This is a genomic window from Rhizobium sp. LjRoot98 (assembly GCF_964252935.1).
GTDB lineage: Bacteria > Pseudomonadota > Alphaproteobacteria > Rhizobiales > Rhizobiaceae > Pararhizobium.
In genome coordinates, this window is the sequence record NZ_CAXUPW020000029.1 from 1 (window position 1) to 16,080 (window position 16,080).

Below are 16,080 nucleotides of genomic sequence, written 5' to 3' on the forward strand. Positions count from 1 at the left end.
AAGCATCAACCGGTCGGGGCGCATACGCAAGGAGGCCTCGAGGAGTTGTTGTTGCGTGACCTTGGCGCGGCCCTGGTCGCCTTTGGAGGCGAGCAGGGCAACCGTGTTCGGCGTGATCGGTTTGAGTTCGCGCGTGTCCTCGATCGTGACAATGCGTTCTTCTTCCGGGATCTCCTTCAAGAGTGCATTGAGGAAAGTCGTCTTGCCGGTAGAGGTGCCGCCGGACACGACGATGGAGACCCGCAAGCGTACGGCGGTCCGGAGGAATTCCATGGCATCGACATCGCCTTGCATCATAGCGGCAAGCTCTTCTTCGGCGGCCGAGAGCGAAAGCTGGCGCCCGACGCGCGTGTGCTCGAAAGCGCCGCGCTGCTGATAAACGTCGAGGCCAATGTCATGAATGACCTGCTTACGGATGGAGATGGCGCCGCCAGCGGGTGCGGCCGGTGGCAGCACACATTGGAAGCGTTCCCCGGATGGAAGCGATGCGGACAGGATCGGGTGCTCGTCATTGACGACCTGGTTGGTGGAACCCGCGACGCGCTCGCTCAACGTCCTAATCCAGTCGGCCGTGAACTGCGCGTCTTCCACCCGCTCCATGCTGCTCACACCCAGGCGCTCGACGAACAGCTCTCCGGGGCGATTGACCGAGATTTCGGAAACGCGGTCATCCGAGAGAAAGGGCTTTAGCCGTTCAAGGGTTTTTTCGAGAAACGGGAACGCGCTCATTTGTAGACCGGCGCGATCGGATAATAAGGCGTGGGGTCGACATCCCGGCGGATCTGCCCACCGCGCTTCAGGCGCATCATCTCCTGGCGAACGGGATCAGCATAAAAATCGGAAAAGTCGAGGTCGGTCAACCAACCCCACATGTCGCGCCACTGGTCGTCGGGATTTGCCTTACTCCACTGATAGAGTTTGCTTTGAATGCCGAGTACCCAGACTTTATCTGTCCGATGATCCATGTCCACAGACCACTCCTCCGTCTTTGCAATCCTATCGTCTTCCTGCTTCCCTTCGCCCTGCATGCGGCTTTCCCGCACTCCGACTACTACGAAAGCTCCGCCCTTGGTGTCGTCCATATCTGGCCGTCGCAGCGAGCCCGGCTTCCGACCGGGCAGACGATCCAAGTTCCCGTGTTCCGATTTCCAACCTTGTGCCATTAGGCGGTGAGCTCTACCCCGTGCAATGCGGGAGATGGGGCAAAGGAGCCAGTCCCATCTCGGGTCTCTTCGAGAACCCGGCAGTAAGGATAGACGAGCCTTACCGCCTCTGATTGCTCTTCGTGCTTCCACGCCATCACGCCGATGGAAGCAATATGTGTATTCCGAGGCTTCTGGCGCTCACTTCGTTGTCTCGCCATAGGCATTGTGGTAGCCCGGCCCGCGGTTGATGGACAGCGTCCGGTACAGTTAAGGCCAATCTGCTTATGCAACCCAACCAGCGACGCCCGGTCAGGCTTCTCGGCCCCCTTCGACCCACTGCTCCTGTAGGTCGGGCGGCATTACAGCCGCCGGTCAAAAATCGGCAAGCTTGAAAGGTTACGTTAAATCATACGCACCTCCCGCGCCGCACGGCGCACCATCGATCCAGATGTATGGCCATTCGCCTTCAATGGGTCGGTCGAGGAAGGCTTTGACCTTAACGTCGATCTCCTCGCAAAGTCGTGAGACCTGGCTCTTGGAGATGCCCGACATGCCCATGGCCTTGACCAAATCATCGACCGAGCGTGTCGAGATACCCTGGATATAAGCCTCCTGGATAACCGCTGTCAGAGCCTTCTCGGCCATGCGACGGGGTTCGAGGAAGCTTGGGAAGTAACTGCCTGTCCGCAGCTTGGGAATACGCAGCTCCACCGTTCCGGCTCGCGTTTCCCAATCTCTATCACGATAGCCGTTGCGCTGGGCGACACGAAGCGCGCTCTTCTCGCCATAGCCTGCACCGGTCGCAGCGCCAACTTCCAGTGCCATCAGCTTCTCGGCGGCAAAGCCGATCATATCGCGCAGCAAATCTGCGTCTGCGCTCTTCTCAACAAGCGAACGCAGGTTCATCATATCGTCGGTCATCGGTGGTGTCCTTCAGGTTGGTTCTAAGCAACCCGACCCTACCGGAAATCACCGATGGCTATGAAATCCAGCTACACCACTCCCTGGGACACGATCCGTTGATCGTGTTGCCCGGCAGGCGCTTGGTGAGCGTCGCCACATAATTTTAGACTCGAAAATACTGTTTTCGTTACGGAAACTGACCTGCGCCACAGTGCTTTTTTAGAAGGTGATGGGACAATGTTGGATTCGCTATCCCTTCCCAGCCATAATCTTGGATTCATTTTCAGGGCCGTAGTCAGCGCAAACGCACGGCTTCATACAACTGAACACAGACGTTGGAACGGGTCAAACACCGAACGGGAAGGATGCCGTCAGCGAGGCAGTAACGGGCAAGGACAAACGCCGTTTGGGTCGATAATTTATAAGGAGACCTCGGGGCCGAGAGGCGAGTAGTTAGCGCCCTGACAAAATTCTCGTGCGACCGAGGGTGCGTCTGCATTCATCTCTGATCACGCCTGAAGTCAATAGGCCGAGCGGGCTGGCAAGTAGATCATACTCCGCAGTTTCGAGACCGCTCTCATCGACAAGAACACGCTCGGCCCAGCCCAGCAGCCCTGCAACGGTGACCGGAACTCCATCGTTGATCCGATTTCGTTCGAACCACTCGCGAACTTTCGCGCTGAGTGAGAGGTAGCCATCTTTCAAGGCGCTGTAGCCGATTTGCCAGTCCTTCTCCAAGAAGGGCGGAAACATATGCTGTCGTGGATTTCCCAGGAAACGACCTAAAAACTCGCAGCAGTCAATGAACTCTGAAACGGAGTGTATGATCCAAGATCGTGGTATCAGCCAGCTAGGCTGCCGGTGCAATCGCACTAAGCCGTTTCCAACCTGCACGGCTCACCGATTGGACACCGGTTTCCTCGGCGTGGGTCGTTGGTTCTGCCCTGGAACAACGAGCCCAACCCAAGTGAAAAATGTCATGTTTTTGCACTTTATTTAATCGATAGCCTCGTTAGAATGCACTTCAGAGTGGGAGGAACTCATGTCTGAACCGATTAACGCGGAACTGGCGACCACGTCTGCGGGTAAGCGAAAGCGCGCCGAGCTGCTGACTTTCCTCGCACTCGCGTTTGGTATCTGGCCAATCATCGCAGTGGGCGTCGTGGGGGCCTACGGATTTGCTGTATGGATGTGGCAGATCGTATTCGGCCCTCCCGGCCCGTTGGGGCACTAGCAGATGCGCGAGGAAGCTCCCACAAGGCGTTCGTTCCTCCTTGGCAAGGGGTCTGAATATTCGCCCTCCATCCGCCCTCCCGGAACTACCCCAGCCACTTTCCGGTCGTGCACCGGGTGCGGCCTCTGCGTCGAGCGCTGTCCCACCGGAGTGATTAAACTCGGGGATGGGCGACCCTTGCTCGATTTCACCACGGCCGAATGCACCTTCTGCGGCGAATGCAGGCTCGCCTGCCCGGAACCCGTCTTCCTTCCTGAGGGCGCTCTCCGCTTCGATCATTTTGCATCGATAACGGATGCCTGTCTCGCGAAACGCAACGTCGCCTGCCAATCGTGCGGCGAGAGCTGTCCGGAGAACGCGATCCGGTTCAAGCCGCGCCTTGGCGGACCCTTCCTGCCTGACCTCGACGAACACGCCTGCATCGGTTGCGGTGCCTGCGTGGGAGTTTGCCCTGTCAGCGCGATAACGGTGAAATCTCGACAATTGGAGGCTGCCGATGCCTGAACTGCAGTCCACCAGCTTCCACATATCGAGCGCGGTCGTCGCCACCATGCCTGCGGCCACCGACAAAGTCCTGGCGGAACTTGAACGGATGGAAAACGTCGAAGTCCATGGCTGCGAGCGCGGAAAGATCGTCCTGGTCATCGAGGGGACCAGTACCGGAATGATGGGCGATTGCCTGTCGAGGATATCCCTTCTTGACGGTGTCATCGCGGCAAACATGGTTTTCGAACATGTCGAAACGGAGAGCGCAGACAGATGACCGAAGCACTGACGCGACGCCAGGTTTTGAAAGCACATGCCGCTGGCATCGCCGCGGCCACGGCTGGCATTTCACTCCCCGCCGCAGCCCAGCCAGTTCCCGGCGGGGTAGGGGCGCTGGAGATCAAATGGTCTAAGGCTCCCTGTCGCTTCTGTGGCACCGGATGCGGGGTGATGGTCGGCGTGAAGGAAGGGCAGGTGGTCGCCACGCACGGTGACATGCAGGCGGAGGTCAACCGCGGCTTGAACTGCATCAAGGGCTACTTCCTTTCCAAGATCATGTACGGCGAGGACCGGTTGAAGACACCGCTGCTTCGCAAACGCAACGGCGTCTACGCCAAGGATGGCGAATTCGAACCCGTCGGCTGGGACGAAGCCTTCGACGTGATGGCGCAGCAGGCCAAACGCGTGTTGAAGGAGAAGGGCCCGACGGCGGTCGGCATGTTCGGATCTGGCCAGTGGACGATCTTCGAAGGTTACGCAGCGACGAAGCTCATGCGGGCGGGATTCCGGTCAAACAACCTCGATCCCAACGCCCGCCACTGCATGGCCTCGGCTGCCGTCGCCTTCATGCGTACTTTCGGCATGGATGAGCCGATGGGATGTTACGACGATTTCGAGAACGCAGACGCGTTCGTGCTCTGGGGCTCTAATATGGCGGAGATGCATCCGATCCTGTGGACCCGCGTCGCCGACCGTCGTCTCGGCCACGATCATGTCCGGGTTGCGGTACTCTCCACCTTCACGCACCGAAGCATGGACCTGGCCGACGTCCCGATCATCTTCAAGCCGGGCACCGATCTCGTCATCCTGAACTACATCGCGAACCACATCATACAGACGGACCGCGTGAACACTGCGTTCGTTGAGAAGCACACGAAGTTCGCACGCGGCGTGACTGATATCGGATACGGGCTGAGACCCGATGATCCGAAAGAAGTGAACGCTGCGAACTCGGCCGATCCCGGCAAGTCGGAGCCGATGGATTTCGCGGCTTTTAAGGAGTTCGTTTCCGAATATACGCTGAAGAAGACGGCGGAGATGACGGGGGTCGAGCCTGAGTTTCTGGAACAGTTGGCGGAGCTTTACGCCGATCCAAAAACGAAGGTCATGTCGCTCTGGACCATGGGGTTCAACCAGCATGTCCGCGGCGTCTGGGCCAACCAGATGGTCTACAACATACACCTGCTCACCGGAAAAATTTCCGAACCAGGCAACAGCCCGTTTTCGCTAACCGGACAACCTTCCGCATGCGGCACGGCGCGCGAGGTCGGCACCTTTGCGCATCGGCTTCCTGCCGACATGGTTGTCACCAATCCCGAACATCGCAAGCACGCGGAAGAAATCTGGCGCATCCCGCACGGCATCATCCCCGAGAAGCCGGGATACCACGCCGTCCAGCAGGACCGGATGCTGAAGGACGGCAAGCTCAACTTTTACTGGGTCCAATGCAACAACAACGTCCAGGCCGCGCCCAACAACAGCAACGAGACATATCAGGGCTATCGAAATCCTGACAACTTCATCGTCGTCTCCGACGCCTATCCGACAATCACCGCGATGAGCGCAGATCTCATACTGCCCGCCGCCATGTGGGTGGAAAAAGAAGGCGCTTACGGCAACGCAGAACGCAGGACCCACGTCTGGCATCAGCTCGTCCAAGCGTCTGGTGATGCACGTTCTGATCTCTGGCAGATGATGGAGTTCTCGAAGCGCTTCACCACGGAAGACGTCTGGCCGGCGGAGATGCTCGAGGCTAACCCCACCTATCGAGGCAAGAACCTCTTCGACGTGCTGTTCCGCAACGGCGAGGTCGATCGATACCCGCTCAGTGAGACTAACAGCGAGTACGACAACAACGAGTCGAAGGACTTCGGCTTCTACGTCCAGAAAGGCCTGTTCGAGGAATATGCATCGTTCGGCCGAGGACACGGTCACGATCTCGCACCCTATGACGCCTACCACGAAGTCCGCGGACTGCGTTGGCCGGTCGTGAACGGGCAGGAAACGAAGTGGCGGTATCGGGAGGGGTACGATCCCTACGTCAAGCCGGGAGAGGGCGTGAATTTCTACGGTCAGAAGGATGGCAAGGCGGTTATTCTGGCCGTGCCCTACGAGCCACCTGCGGAATCGCCCGATGAGGAATTTGAGTTCTGGCTGGTCACGGGTCGGGTGCTCGAACACTGGCATTCGGGATCGATGACGATGCGCGTTCCGGAGCTTTACAAGGCGTTTCCCGGCGCACGCTGTTTCATGAACGCCGACGACGCCCGAAAACGGGGACTAAATCAAGGAGCGGAAGTCCGCATCGTTTCGCGCCGGGGCGAAATACGCACCCGGATCGATACCCGTGGGCGCAACCGAATGCCCACGGGCGTCATCTTCATTCCATGGTTCGACGCAAGCCAACTGATCAACAAGGTAACACTCGACGCCACCGATCCCATCTCCAAACAGACGGATTTCAAAAAATGCGCGGTCAAGATTCTACCAGTCGTCGTCTGATGCGCCCCGAATGGACTGCAATCGCTGGCGGACTTCTTGTGTTCATCGCGACCGCAGCGATCGCCCAGGTGGCGACGCAGAACGTCCCGCAGCTTCAGGGCCAGACCCACGCCATGGAGTCGGGAGCGGCCGCCGTCCTCCCGAAATGGGTGATCGACGATAAACGGAAGATGCGCGCCTATCCGGACCAGCCTCCGATCATCCCCCACTCGATCGAGGGCTACGAACTGTCGGTAAACGCCAACCGTTGCCTCACCTGTCACAAGCGCGAATTCACACAGGACTCGGGCGCGCCGATGATCAGCGTGACGCATTACATGACGCGCGAGGGACAGATGATCGCGGACGTTTCCCCGCGGCGGTACTTCTGTACGGCGTGCCACGTCCCCCAGGCGGATGTCCAGTCGCTGGTTCCCAGCACCTTCAAAGACATGAGCGAACTTGGGTTCAAGCCAGCGGGAAGCGAGTGAGACCATGATCGCCTGGATCCGGAAAGTCGTGCTGTGGGCATGGAGTATAATGATCACGCCCGCCGTGACGCTTGGGCTTGGGTTCCTGACGCTCGGCGGCTTCATCGGCGGCGTAATGTTCTGGGGCGCTTTCAACACGGCCCTCGAAGTGACCAATACCGAGAAGTTCTGCACCGGATGCCACGAGATGAAGGCGAACGTCTACGAGGAGCTGACGCGCACCATTCACTTCTCGAACCGTTCAGGAGTGCGCGCAAGCTGTCCCGATTGTCATGTGCCGCACCAGTGGACGGACAAGATCGCCCGCAAGATGCAGGCGTCCAAGGAAGTGTGGGGCAAGCTGTTCGGGACGATCAATACGCGATCGAAATTTCTCGAACACCGCCTGGAACTGGCGCAGCACGAATGGGCACGCATGAAGGCCAACGACAGTCTGGAATGCCGCAACTGCCACTCTTCGGTTGCTATGGATTTGCAGAAGCAGACCCAGAGGGCGGCTGAAATCCACACGCGATACCTCCTGACAGGAAAAGCCACCTGCATCGATTGCCATAAGGGCATAGCCCACGAGCTGCCAAACATGGAAGGCATCGATCCTGGCTGGAAAATGCCGAAAGAACTCGAGGGAAAAAAGATGGCTGGAGATTCACCTATCGATGAGCTGCGTAAGTTCGTCGCCGACGCTCACACGGGGATGTTCTGAACTTCAACGGAATGAAGCCAGGTCGGCCGAGAGACGCATGATCAAACGTCATCGTGGGAGCTGAACACCGCGTGCCGCCATAAGACGGCTCGTTCCAATTTCGGCCCAAGATATTGAGAGTGATCCAAGCGTTCGCCCATCCTCGCTACATCGGCGTCGTCGAAAAGATCGACGTGCATGGTATATTCCAAACTGCGCAACTCCAAAGGATGCCGCTTTCATAAACACCTTTCGTCCTCCCGCCATGCGGGCTATACGCGCTGGGCATAAGTCTATCCCTTTCGGAATCATCGGATGATCGAGAAACTTTTCACGCAGAACAAACTCTGGGCTGACGCAAGAACGGCCGAACGGCCTGACTATTTCGAGCGGCTTTCGGAACTTCAGCGCCCTGAATATCTGTGGATCGGTTGCTCTGACAGCCGAGTTCCCGCCAACGTCATCGCAGGACTTGAGCCGGGCGAGGTGTTCGTGCACCGGAATGTCGCCAATCTCATACATCCGACCGATCTCAACATGCTCTCCGTCCTCGAATACGCAGTTCACCAACTTGAGGTGAAACACATCATTGTTTGCGGACACTATGGCTGCGGAGGAATAAGAGCTGCCGTCAGCGGTGACAGCTACGGCCTCATCGACCACTGGCTTCAGCCGATCCGCGACGTCGCAGACACGTCCTTCGAATGCCGGGACTGTGGCGCGTGGAGCGAGAGAGACTTGGACGAACCTTGCGAGGCCTCCATCATTGACCAAGTTACGAGACTCGCGCGGACACCGACATTGCAGGCCGCTTGGAAACAGGGCAAGGCAGTGTCCATCCACGGGTGGGCATATGGTTTGAAGGATGGGCTACTTTCAAATCTCGGGTGTTCGATAGAACGGTGATGTCATCGTCGAGGGGTTGGTTGCCAGGTGGTAGCTGTGAAAAGCGGGTGCCGATGTTATCAAGGCCAACCGCATTGCACTTCAGAAGCTCTGGGAATTGCTCATCGATAAACTTCATCTGACCGCGTCCGAGATCAGCGACATCGAACACAAGCCGACGCCGAAAACCAGGCGGTTGCTGCATACTCGCGCGCAAAAACAAAGAAGGGGCCTTCTTTCGAAGACCCGTTCCAAGTAGAACCCACAGACCGTAACCTAATGGGGTGTTAGCTCACTTGCTAACGTCATGTTCAAAAAGATAGCCCCGACCGGCGACGTCCAATTCACTTTGAGCGGGGGAGTAGCCCGGATCGGGCACCAATCAAAAATCCCTAGGGTCTAAAATTGTGAGTGCAGAATCCAACATTAGCTGACGCGTGTCTAAAATTATGTGGCGACGCTCACTTGGAAATATAATTTAACGTTATGGTATAACATATCGCATAAGCCTATTTATGGAACTTTGACCCTTTTTGTGAGTGCCTTATGTTTGTCCGCCTAAATGATCTCGCAGCTCCAAGGTGAGTTTGCGCCTGCGCGCGACACAGTGACGGCGGCCGCAGCACCTTACTTCAATTAGATACTCCCTAAGACTGGTGCAAAGAAGCTGGCTCAGCGTAACGGTTCCAGTTGGCCTTGCGTCACGACGCGCCTATTGTCGAATTAAGCAACCTTGGGCGTGGTCCTGCAGGAAGGGACGAGAACAGCCCAGCCAACAAGGAAGTCATGTCTATTCAGCGAACGAGCTTTTACGTCCTTTTGGCACTGGTGACGATCGCGTTCATCTGGCTTCTCCTGCCCTATTACAACGCTATCCTTTGGGCGGTCATTCTTGCGATCATCTTCTTTCCGGTTCATAAGCAGCTGGAGCGCTTGCTGCCGGGTCGCAGAAATATCGCCGCCTTGCTAACCGTCTTGTTATGCATCTGCCTCGTCATCATACCGGCAATGATCATCCTCGGGTCTCTCATTCAGGAAGGAACCAGCCTCTACCAGCGGATCAGCAGCAACGAAATCGACCTTAACGACCATTTGGCCCGATTCCAGGACGCGCTGCCGACATTCATTGACAACTGGCTGAACTCACTGAAGCTGGGCGGCTTTACGGAACTGCTCGCGAAAGCTGCATCTGGCGTCATGCGAGCCGGCCAGTCGGTCGCCGGCGGCGTACTAAGTTTTGGGCAAAATACGCTGCAGTTCTTCATTAGCCTGGGCATTATGCTCTATCTCCTCTTCTTCCTGTTCAGGGACGGCGCCGCACTTGGCCGGACGATCCGACATACGATACCGCTGAGCGATGCCTACACGCGGCAATTCGTGGACAAATTCGCGGCTGTCGTTCGCGCCACTGTCAGGGGCAACATCATCATCGCTGTGATCCAGGGCACGATTGGCGGCATTGCGTTCTGGGGTCTTGGAATAGAAGCCGCCCCGTTATGGGGCGTCATCATGACGTTCCTTTCTATGCTGCCCGTCGTTGGCGCGGTGCTCGTGTGGCTTCCGGTAGCAATCTGGCTGTTTATCATGGGTGCGTGGCTGAAGGGACTGATCCTGGCCTTCATCGGCATGCTGGTCATAGGACTCATCGACAATCTGTTGCGTCCGCCGCTGGTCGGCAAAGGGACGCGACTGCCTGACTATGTGGTGCTGATCTCGACGCTCGGCGGCATTTCGCTGTTCGGCATTAGTGGTTTTGTGATCGGTCCGCTTATTGCCGCACTCTTCATCTCTGCATGGTCTCTCTTTGAGCAACAGCAGCACGACGAGAAATTGGAAACAAAGGACACACAGTGAATATTCCACGGGCATGTCATGACTGACGCGGTTTATGGCCAACGATGGCGCTCACAAAGCAGACCCACCCTGCCTTGATTGGCCCGAACCGTAGACCATCAAGGCTTTGCTCGCCCCAACTGGTTTCCTGATGACTTGGAGCTTTCCAATTCTCCATAAGTTATGGAAAGGCTCACGAGGGCAGTCAGAAGCCAATCCTGACGCGTAGACCGCCAGCTTCGATGTTCGTGATGTAGATCGAGAGGTCGTATACATCGGCAATGTCGCGGACGATGGCAAGGCCGATACCTGTCCCAGGCGTCTTGAGATCGAGGCGTATGCCGCGCTCCATGATCGTGGAAAGCCCTCCAGGACTGGTGCCGGGACCATCATCCTCGATCACCAAAACAGGCCTTCGACCCTGCTGCTGTGCGGTGATCCGGATGGCAGATCGGCTCCATTTCACGGCGTTGTCAAGGATATTGCCCAAGAGCTCCTGCAGGTCATTCGGATCCATTTCAATGGAGATCCCAGGCGCAACGTCAATAGTCCAGGTCAATTGCTCGCCACGTGGCGTCCGCCTCAGCGTTCGCACGATCGTATTGAGCGACGTGGCGAGATCGGCGTCAGACGAGCGCAACTCTGCGCTGCCGGCTATCCGGCTGCGCGTCAACTCACCCTCGACATGGGATTTCATGACGTCGGCCAGACGAACCAGTTCGTCGGCGATTTCGACTTCGCCGCGCTCGCGTAGGGTCTCTGCGTCGTTGAACAGGACGGTCAGCGGTGACTTGAGGCCGTGCGCCAGATCGGCGGCGCGTGTTCTCGCTCGTGAAATCAGTTTTGCCTGTGCTTCAAGAAGCCGATTGACCGCATCGACAACGGTCTGGAGTTCACTTGGGAAAGCGCCGCCGAGGCGCTCAGCCTTGCGCGCGCGGATGCGGTCGAGCCCGTCACTCACCGATGAAATCGGACGCAGACCATAGGTCAACTGAGCCAGCGAGGCTGCGATCAGGAACACCGCAAGCGCCGCCATGTAAGGTATGATATCGAACATGAAGGTCCGGCTCGCCTTTAACACAACGGACGCATCAATGGCCGCGGCGACGCGAATAGCCCGTTTTCCGTCGGGAGCAGCAAATACGATCTTGCGCTCCTGCACGATAAGGTCTGAGCCTTCCGGCCCTGCGAGATGATAGCGATGGATGGAACCCGTCTCATGATCGTCGTTAGGCAAAGGAAGTGACGTATCCCATAGCGAGGCAGAGCGTAGCTGCCTGTTGCGAAGATCGTCCTCCACCTGCCAGTAAAGACCGCCATAAGGTTCATGAAAGCGACGATCGACAGGCCTATCCGGCAGCTCAATTCCGCCATTTGCTGCAAAGCGTAATGTTCCAGCAATATTGTTGATATGGCCGGTCAGCTCCTCATCGATGCGGCGCTCGAGATTGCGGGTAAACAGGTTGATCAGCACGAGGCTGGCCATGATGAGCGCGAGGATAACGCTCATCATGGACACCACCAGGAAGCGACCGCGGATCGAGCTCCTCATGCGGCACTTCCGTTTATGCGGTATCCATAGCCGCGCCGGGTGGCGATCACATCACGGCCGAGTTTGCGACGCAGACGTCCAACGAGCACCTCGACGGAATTGCTATCGCGCTCGAAGTCCTGCGCGTAGAGCTGTTCCGTCAATTCGATCTGAGAGACATTGCGCTCGCTGTTGTTTGCCAGAAACACCAGACAACGGTATTCAAGCGGCGTGAGATCGATCGGCAGGCCCAGGCGTGTGACGGTCTTTGTCCGCGTATCTAGGGTGATATCGCCGAACATCACGGTGGAACTCGCCTGGCCCGCACTGCGGCGTATGATGGCGCGAAGGCGGGCCAGCAGTTCCGCCATTTGGAAGGGTTTTGCAAGGTAGTCATCGGCACCAGCATCAATGCCCTCCACCCTCTCCTGCCAGTTGCCACGCGCCGTCAGGATCAACACGGGCGTCACCCGGCCTTCAGCCCGCCAGCGCTTCAGAACGGATAACCCATCCATTTTGGGCAGACCGAGATCGAGCACGATCGCCGCAAATTCCTCGGCATCTCCTGTAAACCAGCCTGATTCTCCGTCTTTTTCATGGACAACGACGAACCCGGCCCGCTCGAGATGCGTGATGACATCGCGGGCGATCAAGGGATCATCTTCAACAAGCATCACTCTCATTCGTCGTTCTCGATTTCCACCACCACACCCGATGCGGCGTCGACTTCGACCTCAACCATTCGGTTGTCAGGCCGCAGCACACGAAATTCGTAGACGGTGATACCGTGCTCCTGATCAACCGACGTCGAGACGATCTGACCGTCCACCTGCCCCGTCACGATGCGCCGCAATTCAGCCAGCGATTTTATTTCGCCCTTCTGAACGCGCTCGCGAATATGTTCACGGACATCATCAGGCGAGACGGTGTCGTCATGTTCATCGCCGGCACGCGATACGGAGACATGGCCAAGCGCCAACCCGAGGAGAAGCGCAACTCCTAGCGACGCTCTCACGCTCCCTCTTTTCTTGATGATTGCTCCCGGTATCATCCCCCATTCCTACCACCCCGAAGCTGAAGTTTCGCTGACATTCTGCGTCAGGTATCGCTCAGCTGCTTTCGCCTAGTTTGCAGTCAACGGTTCGCAGCAACGGTGCTCGGCCGGGTCAACGAAGGATACCTACGATGAAAAATATCTTGATTGCCTCCCTGTTCGCCGCTTCCGTTCTCGCCGGCGTTGCCCACGCAGAAGACGCTGGCAAATGTGGAACCACTCCACAGGACAAGTGGATGACCGAAGATGCCCTGAAGGCGAAGGCAACGGAGATGGGCTTCGAAGTTCGCCAGATCAAGATCGAAGACGGCTGCTATGAAGTCTACGGGATCAAGGACGGCCAGAAGGTCGAAGCTCTCTTCAATCCGGAAACCGGCGCTCAGGTCGGCGTCGACGGTGACGATTGATGCGTAGTGCCGAGCACGAAATGCTGGGCTCCCTAACCGGTCGTGGGGAGCGACCGGAACGGATCAAGGTCTGGGACCCCGTGGTCAGACTGTTCCATTGGGCGTTGGTAGGGGCTTTTACCTTTTCATTCTTCACGGGCGACGAATGGAAGTCGGCGCATATTCTGTCCGGTTATGTGATTGGCAGCCTGGTGGTGATACGCGTTCTTTGGGGTCTCTTCGGGTCGGAACACGCGCGTTTCGTCAACTTCGTTCGCAGCCCATTGACTGTCGTTGGCTACCTTGCGGATACGGCCCGCATGCGTGCCAAACGCTACATCGGGCATAATCCGGCAGGCGGCTTCATGGTGATCGCGCTTCTGTCGATGATCGCGGGCATCGTCACCACCGGCTACATGATGACGACCGATGCCTACTGGGGTGTCGAATGGGTGGAAGACGTCCACACGGCTTTGGTTTATTCCACTTTGGGTCTCATAGTCTTTCACATTCTCGGGGTCCTGGTCGCCAGCATCGAGCATCGCGAAAATCTCGTTCGCGCGATGATCACAGGCTGGAAACGTAGAAACTGAGTTCGCGGGATGGTCGTCAAGCTGGGAGCCGAGATCGTTCCCGCGCATTTATGGGCGCGGGGCGATCTTGTTCGACCCATTTGGCCAAACAGATCAACCGGAGATAGCGAAGTCTCGCCGTGCGCCTCCTGACGTCCTAACCGTTTAGATAGCCTTCCCGACGACAGCTCCGATACCCGCCGTTAACGCCATAGCAAACGCACCCAAGAATGTAACGCGCACGGTTGCTCGCACGATATTGGCGCCGCCGGCCTTCGCGCCAATCGCACCGAGAAGGGCGAGAAATGCGAGAGAGGCAACCGATACGGTAGCGACCAGCATGGAAGCGGGCGAGACCATGACCATAGCAAGGGGCATCGCCGCTCCGACCGCAAAGGTCGCAGCCGAGGTGAGTGCGGCCTGGATTGGCTTTGCGGAGGTGATCTCGGATATGCCGAGTTCATCCTGGGCATGGGCGGCAAGTGCATCCCTGGCCATCATTTGATCGGCAACCTGTCGTGCCAGAACAACGTCCACGCCGCGCCTGACGTAAATCTGGGCGAGTTCTTCACGCTCGAACTCGGGCTGGGTTGCCAGTTCCACACGTTCGCGGTCGAGGTCCGCCTTTTTCGGTGTCAGCCTGCGAACTCACTGAGACATATTCGCCGGCCGCCATCGACATGGCACCTGCGACCAACCCGGCCACGCCCGCAACCAGGATTTCGGAGCTTGCCGCCGAGGCCGTCGCCACGCCGACGATAAGGCTTGCCGTCGAGACGATGCCGTCGTTGGCACCAAGGACGGCGGCACGCAGCCAGCCGATGCGCGAAACGAGGTGATTTTCCGGATGCAGACGGCTCATGCCTTTCTCCTGATAACGCCCTCAAGGGGCACCGCAGCCGCTATCGTATTGGAAATTGTACCGTACTTGCGGACATTCTTGTGCAGGAGTTCCAGTCGCTGATCGCTTTCAATGCGGCGGCGCGTCCTGCCGGACGGCATGAAGGGTGACGTCGACGCCGTGAAATTCGAAGTCGAGCATCGGTGCAACGCGTTCGATGCCCTTGATCATGCAGGCCGCCACCGCCGCCAGTAGCAGTTCCGCCGCATTGAATGCGTCGCCACAACCGACAAGGCTTGTGTCAAGCCGTATTTCAGCCTGCTTCGTGGATGCAAGGCTGCCGCGCGCATCGACCCGGCGGGCGTTGACTGTATATTCAAGCATCGACAGCAAACCTTTCAGATATTTGGCACGCCCGGCGGCGACCCCGTAATACTCTATCAACAAGTCGAGAGGCGCGATTTGATCGGCATCAAGAAGACAGGACGATATCGAGAGCCCGCCCGTTGTTCGCTGACTGGCGAGGGAGGTGTGTCGTCTGTGTCTTCGCAGTGTAGGCCTTAACCCTGCCCCGGATAACCTAGCGGGCTGCTGCAGCTCCAGCGCTCCGATTGACGTGCGACTGCAATCCAACTGTAAAATTCGGTGAGACGCCGTCGTCCAAGGCCTCCTTGATCCAGCTCAATGATTAAAACCCGATCGTTGCCTATTTTAGAAGAGACCATTTCTGAAAGCACTCGAAACACACAACGTGTTTGTGGGGCGAAACGAGGTAAACTAATGAACATCGTAGAGATCAAAACTGAACTGGAAGATCGCCGTCGTGGGCTTGAGAAGCGCCTCGCCATGATCGACAGCGACCTTGGCCAAGAACTGGATGATGACAGTAGCGACCGGGCGATCGAAACGGAGAATGACGAGGTCCTTATAGGGTTGGAGCGGAGCGGTCGCGAAGAACTGAAGGCGATCCTGTCTGCCCTCGATCGCATAGAAAAGGGAGACTTCGGGCGATGCGTGCTTTGCGGCGGAGATATAGGTGAGCCTAGACTCGCAGCGTTGCCGTTCACGCCCTATTGCGTCGAGTGCGCCCGTGAAACTGCAAAGGCCTGATCGAGTCTGACACGCCGCCGAACGACCTGAAGCAAGACGGGAGCAGCACCCAAGCTCTGTTTCCCCACCAGATTACTACCACGCCTCTTGACCAGCACCTTTCGCCGCCGTTGTCGTCAAAGCGACCGGCCGACTGTCCGCTTAACTCACCGGCTGATGGCAACCTT

The 16,080-nt window shown here is 57.6% G+C and carries 17 protein-coding genes and 3 pseudogenes; 11 read left to right on the forward strand and 9 right to left on the reverse strand.

The window, feature by feature from the left end:
• The 4 genes and pseudogenes from ACSQ3J_RS30660 to ACSQ3J_RS30675 all read right to left on the reverse strand — a co-directional run.
• The coding region (locus ACSQ3J_RS30660; protein WP_436041080.1) for an ATPase, T2SS/T4P/T4SS family at positions 1 to 729 on the reverse strand (729 nt) is incomplete at its 3' end.
• Positions 726 to 1,082 (reverse strand): hypothetical protein, encoded by a 357-nt coding sequence (locus ACSQ3J_RS30665; protein WP_060505074.1) that lies wholly within the window; start codon positions 1,080 to 1,082, stop codon positions 726 to 728. The genes ACSQ3J_RS30665 and ACSQ3J_RS30660, both read right to left, overlap by 4 nt.
• A 501-nt stretch (positions 1,083 to 1,583) precedes the next feature.
• Positions 1,584 to 2,066: pseudogene (locus ACSQ3J_RS30670) on the reverse strand (transposase); the annotation flags it as partial.
• Positions 2,067 to 2,501: 435 nt separating this feature from the next.
• The gene (locus ACSQ3J_RS30675; RefSeq protein WP_060505073.1) at positions 2,502 to 2,801 is read right to left on the reverse strand and encodes a hypothetical protein; all 300 of its coding nucleotides are present in this window, start codon (positions 2,799 to 2,801) and stop codon (positions 2,502 to 2,504) included.
• Positions 2,802 to 3,090: 289 nt separating this feature from the next.
• Between ACSQ3J_RS30675 and napE the strand changes: the two genes are divergently transcribed.
• The 8 genes and pseudogenes from napE (at position 3,091) to ACSQ3J_RS30715 (ending at position 10,440) form a co-directional block, all read left to right on the forward strand.
• Positions 3,091 to 3,282, forward strand: coding sequence for a periplasmic nitrate reductase, NapE protein (napE, locus tag ACSQ3J_RS30680; protein WP_060505072.1), 192 nt, complete (start codon positions 3,091 to 3,093; stop codon positions 3,280 to 3,282).
• A gap of 3 nt (positions 3,283 to 3,285) precedes the next feature.
• Positions 3,286 to 3,786: a ferredoxin-type protein NapF gene (gene napF / locus ACSQ3J_RS30685; protein ID WP_060505071.1), complete on the forward strand. Its 501-nt coding sequence runs from the start codon at positions 3,286 to 3,288 to the stop codon at positions 3,784 to 3,786.
• Positions 3,779 to 4,064: pseudogene (locus ACSQ3J_RS30690) on the forward strand (chaperone NapD); the annotation flags it as partial. The gene napF and the pseudogene ACSQ3J_RS30690, both read left to right, overlap by 8 nt.
• Entirely contained in the window at positions 4,042 to 6,549 is a 2,508-nt protein-coding gene (gene napA, locus ACSQ3J_RS30695; protein ID WP_060505069.1) for a periplasmic nitrate reductase subunit alpha, read from the forward strand. The pseudogene ACSQ3J_RS30690 and the gene napA, both read left to right, overlap by 23 nt.
• On the forward strand, positions 6,516 to 7,019 hold the full coding sequence (locus ACSQ3J_RS30700; protein WP_060505068.1) for a nitrate reductase cytochrome c-type subunit: 504 nt from the start codon (positions 6,516 to 6,518) through the stop codon (positions 7,017 to 7,019). The genes napA and ACSQ3J_RS30700 overlap by 34 nt, the downstream gene beginning before the upstream one ends.
• Positions 7,020 to 7,026: 7 nt before the next feature.
• Positions 7,027 to 7,722 (forward strand): NapC/NirT family cytochrome c, encoded by a 696-nt coding sequence (locus ACSQ3J_RS30705; RefSeq protein ID WP_060505076.1) that lies wholly within the window; start codon positions 7,027 to 7,029, stop codon positions 7,720 to 7,722.
• A gap of 294 nt (positions 7,723 to 8,016) precedes the next feature.
• Positions 8,017 to 8,607, forward strand: a complete 591-nt coding sequence (locus ACSQ3J_RS30710; RefSeq protein ID WP_436041081.1) for a carbonic anhydrase — start codon at positions 8,017 to 8,019, stop codon at positions 8,605 to 8,607.
• Positions 8,608 to 9,372: 765 nt separating this feature from the next.
• Positions 9,373 to 10,440, forward strand: coding sequence for an AI-2E family transporter (locus ACSQ3J_RS30715; protein ID WP_436041084.1), 1,068 nt, complete (start codon positions 9,373 to 9,375; stop codon positions 10,438 to 10,440).
• A 184-nt stretch (positions 10,441 to 10,624) separates the two neighbouring features.
• Here the strand turns inward: ACSQ3J_RS30715 and ACSQ3J_RS30720 are convergent, their stop codons facing one another.
• The 3 genes from ACSQ3J_RS30720 to ACSQ3J_RS30730 are packed head-to-tail and all read right to left on the reverse strand — an operon-like array spanning position 10,625 to position 12,965.
• Positions 10,625 to 11,971 carry a sensor histidine kinase gene (locus tag ACSQ3J_RS30720; RefSeq protein ID WP_060504056.1) on the reverse strand — a complete coding sequence of 449 codons (1,347 nt, stop codon included), beginning with the start codon at positions 11,969 to 11,971 and terminating at the stop codon, positions 10,625 to 10,627.
• On the reverse strand, positions 11,968 to 12,633 hold the full coding sequence (locus ACSQ3J_RS30725) for a response regulator transcription factor (protein WP_060504055.1): 666 nt from the start codon (positions 12,631 to 12,633) through the stop codon (positions 11,968 to 11,970). The genes ACSQ3J_RS30720 and ACSQ3J_RS30725 overlap by 4 nt, the downstream gene beginning before the upstream one ends.
• Complete coding sequence (locus ACSQ3J_RS30730; RefSeq protein ID WP_162246361.1) at positions 12,630 to 12,965, reverse strand: PepSY domain-containing protein; 336 nt, start codon at positions 12,963 to 12,965, stop codon at positions 12,630 to 12,632. Before ACSQ3J_RS30730 ends, ACSQ3J_RS30725 begins: the two co-directional genes overlap by 4 nt.
• A 170-nt stretch (positions 12,966 to 13,135) precedes the next feature.
• On the opposite strand from ACSQ3J_RS30730, the gene ACSQ3J_RS30735 reads away from it, so the two are divergent.
• Together ACSQ3J_RS30735 and ACSQ3J_RS30740 are read left to right on the forward strand one after the other, a co-directional pair.
• Positions 13,136 to 13,411 carry a PepSY domain-containing protein gene (locus ACSQ3J_RS30735; protein ID WP_060504052.1) on the forward strand — a complete coding sequence of 92 codons (276 nt, stop codon included), beginning with the start codon at positions 13,136 to 13,138 and terminating at the stop codon, positions 13,409 to 13,411.
• Positions 13,411 to 13,983, forward strand: a complete 573-nt coding sequence (locus ACSQ3J_RS30740) for a cytochrome b/b6 domain-containing protein (RefSeq protein ID WP_436041082.1) — start codon at positions 13,411 to 13,413, stop codon at positions 13,981 to 13,983. The genes ACSQ3J_RS30735 and ACSQ3J_RS30740 overlap by 1 nt, the downstream gene beginning before the upstream one ends.
• Before the next feature lie 144 nt (positions 13,984 to 14,127).
• On the opposite strand, the pseudogene ACSQ3J_RS30745 reads toward ACSQ3J_RS30740, so the two are convergent.
• Positions 14,128 to 14,824: pseudogene (locus ACSQ3J_RS30745) on the reverse strand (VIT1/CCC1 transporter family protein).
• 108 nt (positions 14,825 to 14,932) lie between these two features.
• Positions 14,933 to 15,187, reverse strand: coding sequence for a hypothetical protein (locus tag ACSQ3J_RS30750; protein ID WP_436041083.1), 255 nt, complete (start codon positions 15,185 to 15,187; stop codon positions 14,933 to 14,935).
• A 396-nt stretch (positions 15,188 to 15,583) separates the two neighbouring features.
• Between ACSQ3J_RS30750 and ACSQ3J_RS30755 the strand changes: the two genes are divergently transcribed.
• Positions 15,584 to 15,913, forward strand: coding sequence for a TraR/DksA family transcriptional regulator (locus ACSQ3J_RS30755; RefSeq protein WP_060504048.1), 330 nt, complete (start codon positions 15,584 to 15,586; stop codon positions 15,911 to 15,913).
• Positions 15,914 to 16,080 lie beyond the last annotated feature (167 nt).

What these genes read in the sequence shown, in the direction of transcription:
- ACSQ3J_RS30750 (WP_436041083.1), bottom strand. Translation starts at nt 15,187, where the DNA reads ATGCTTGAATATACAGTCAACGCCCGCCGGGTCGATGCGCGCGGCAGC.
- ACSQ3J_RS30720 (WP_060504056.1), bottom strand. Translation starts at nt 11,971, where the DNA reads ATGAGGAGCTCGATCCGCGGTCGCTTCCTGGTGGTGTCCATGATGAGC.
- ACSQ3J_RS30755 (WP_060504048.1), top strand. Translation starts at nt 15,584, where the DNA reads ATGAACATCGTAGAGATCAAAACTGAACTGGAAGATCGCCGTCGTGGG.
- napE (WP_060505072.1), top strand. Translation starts at nt 3,091, where the DNA reads ATGTCTGAACCGATTAACGCGGAACTGGCGACCACGTCTGCGGGTAAG.
- ACSQ3J_RS30725 (WP_060504055.1), bottom strand. Translation starts at nt 12,633, where the DNA reads ATGAGAGTGATGCTTGTTGAAGATGATCCCTTGATCGCCCGCGATGTC.
- ACSQ3J_RS30665 (WP_060505074.1), bottom strand. Translation starts at nt 1,082, where the DNA reads ATGGACGACACCAAGGGCGGAGCTTTCGTAGTAGTCGGAGTGCGGGAA.
- ACSQ3J_RS30700 (WP_060505068.1), top strand. Translation starts at nt 6,516, where the DNA reads ATGCGCGGTCAAGATTCTACCAGTCGTCGTCTGATGCGCCCCGAATGG.
- ACSQ3J_RS30675 (WP_060505073.1), bottom strand. Translation starts at nt 2,801, where the DNA reads ATGTTTCCGCCCTTCTTGGAGAAGGACTGGCAAATCGGCTACAGCGCC.
- napF (WP_060505071.1), top strand. Translation starts at nt 3,286, where the DNA reads ATGCGCGAGGAAGCTCCCACAAGGCGTTCGTTCCTCCTTGGCAAGGGG.
- napA (WP_060505069.1), top strand. Translation starts at nt 4,042, where the DNA reads ATGACCGAAGCACTGACGCGACGCCAGGTTTTGAAAGCACATGCCGCT.
- ACSQ3J_RS30710 (WP_436041081.1), top strand. Translation starts at nt 8,017, where the DNA reads ATGATCGAGAAACTTTTCACGCAGAACAAACTCTGGGCTGACGCAAGA.
- ACSQ3J_RS30715 (WP_436041084.1), top strand. Translation starts at nt 9,373, where the DNA reads ATGTCTATTCAGCGAACGAGCTTTTACGTCCTTTTGGCACTGGTGACG.
- ACSQ3J_RS30735 (WP_060504052.1), top strand. Translation starts at nt 13,136, where the DNA reads ATGAAAAATATCTTGATTGCCTCCCTGTTCGCCGCTTCCGTTCTCGCC.
- ACSQ3J_RS30740 (WP_436041082.1), top strand. Translation starts at nt 13,411, where the DNA reads ATGCGTAGTGCCGAGCACGAAATGCTGGGCTCCCTAACCGGTCGTGGG.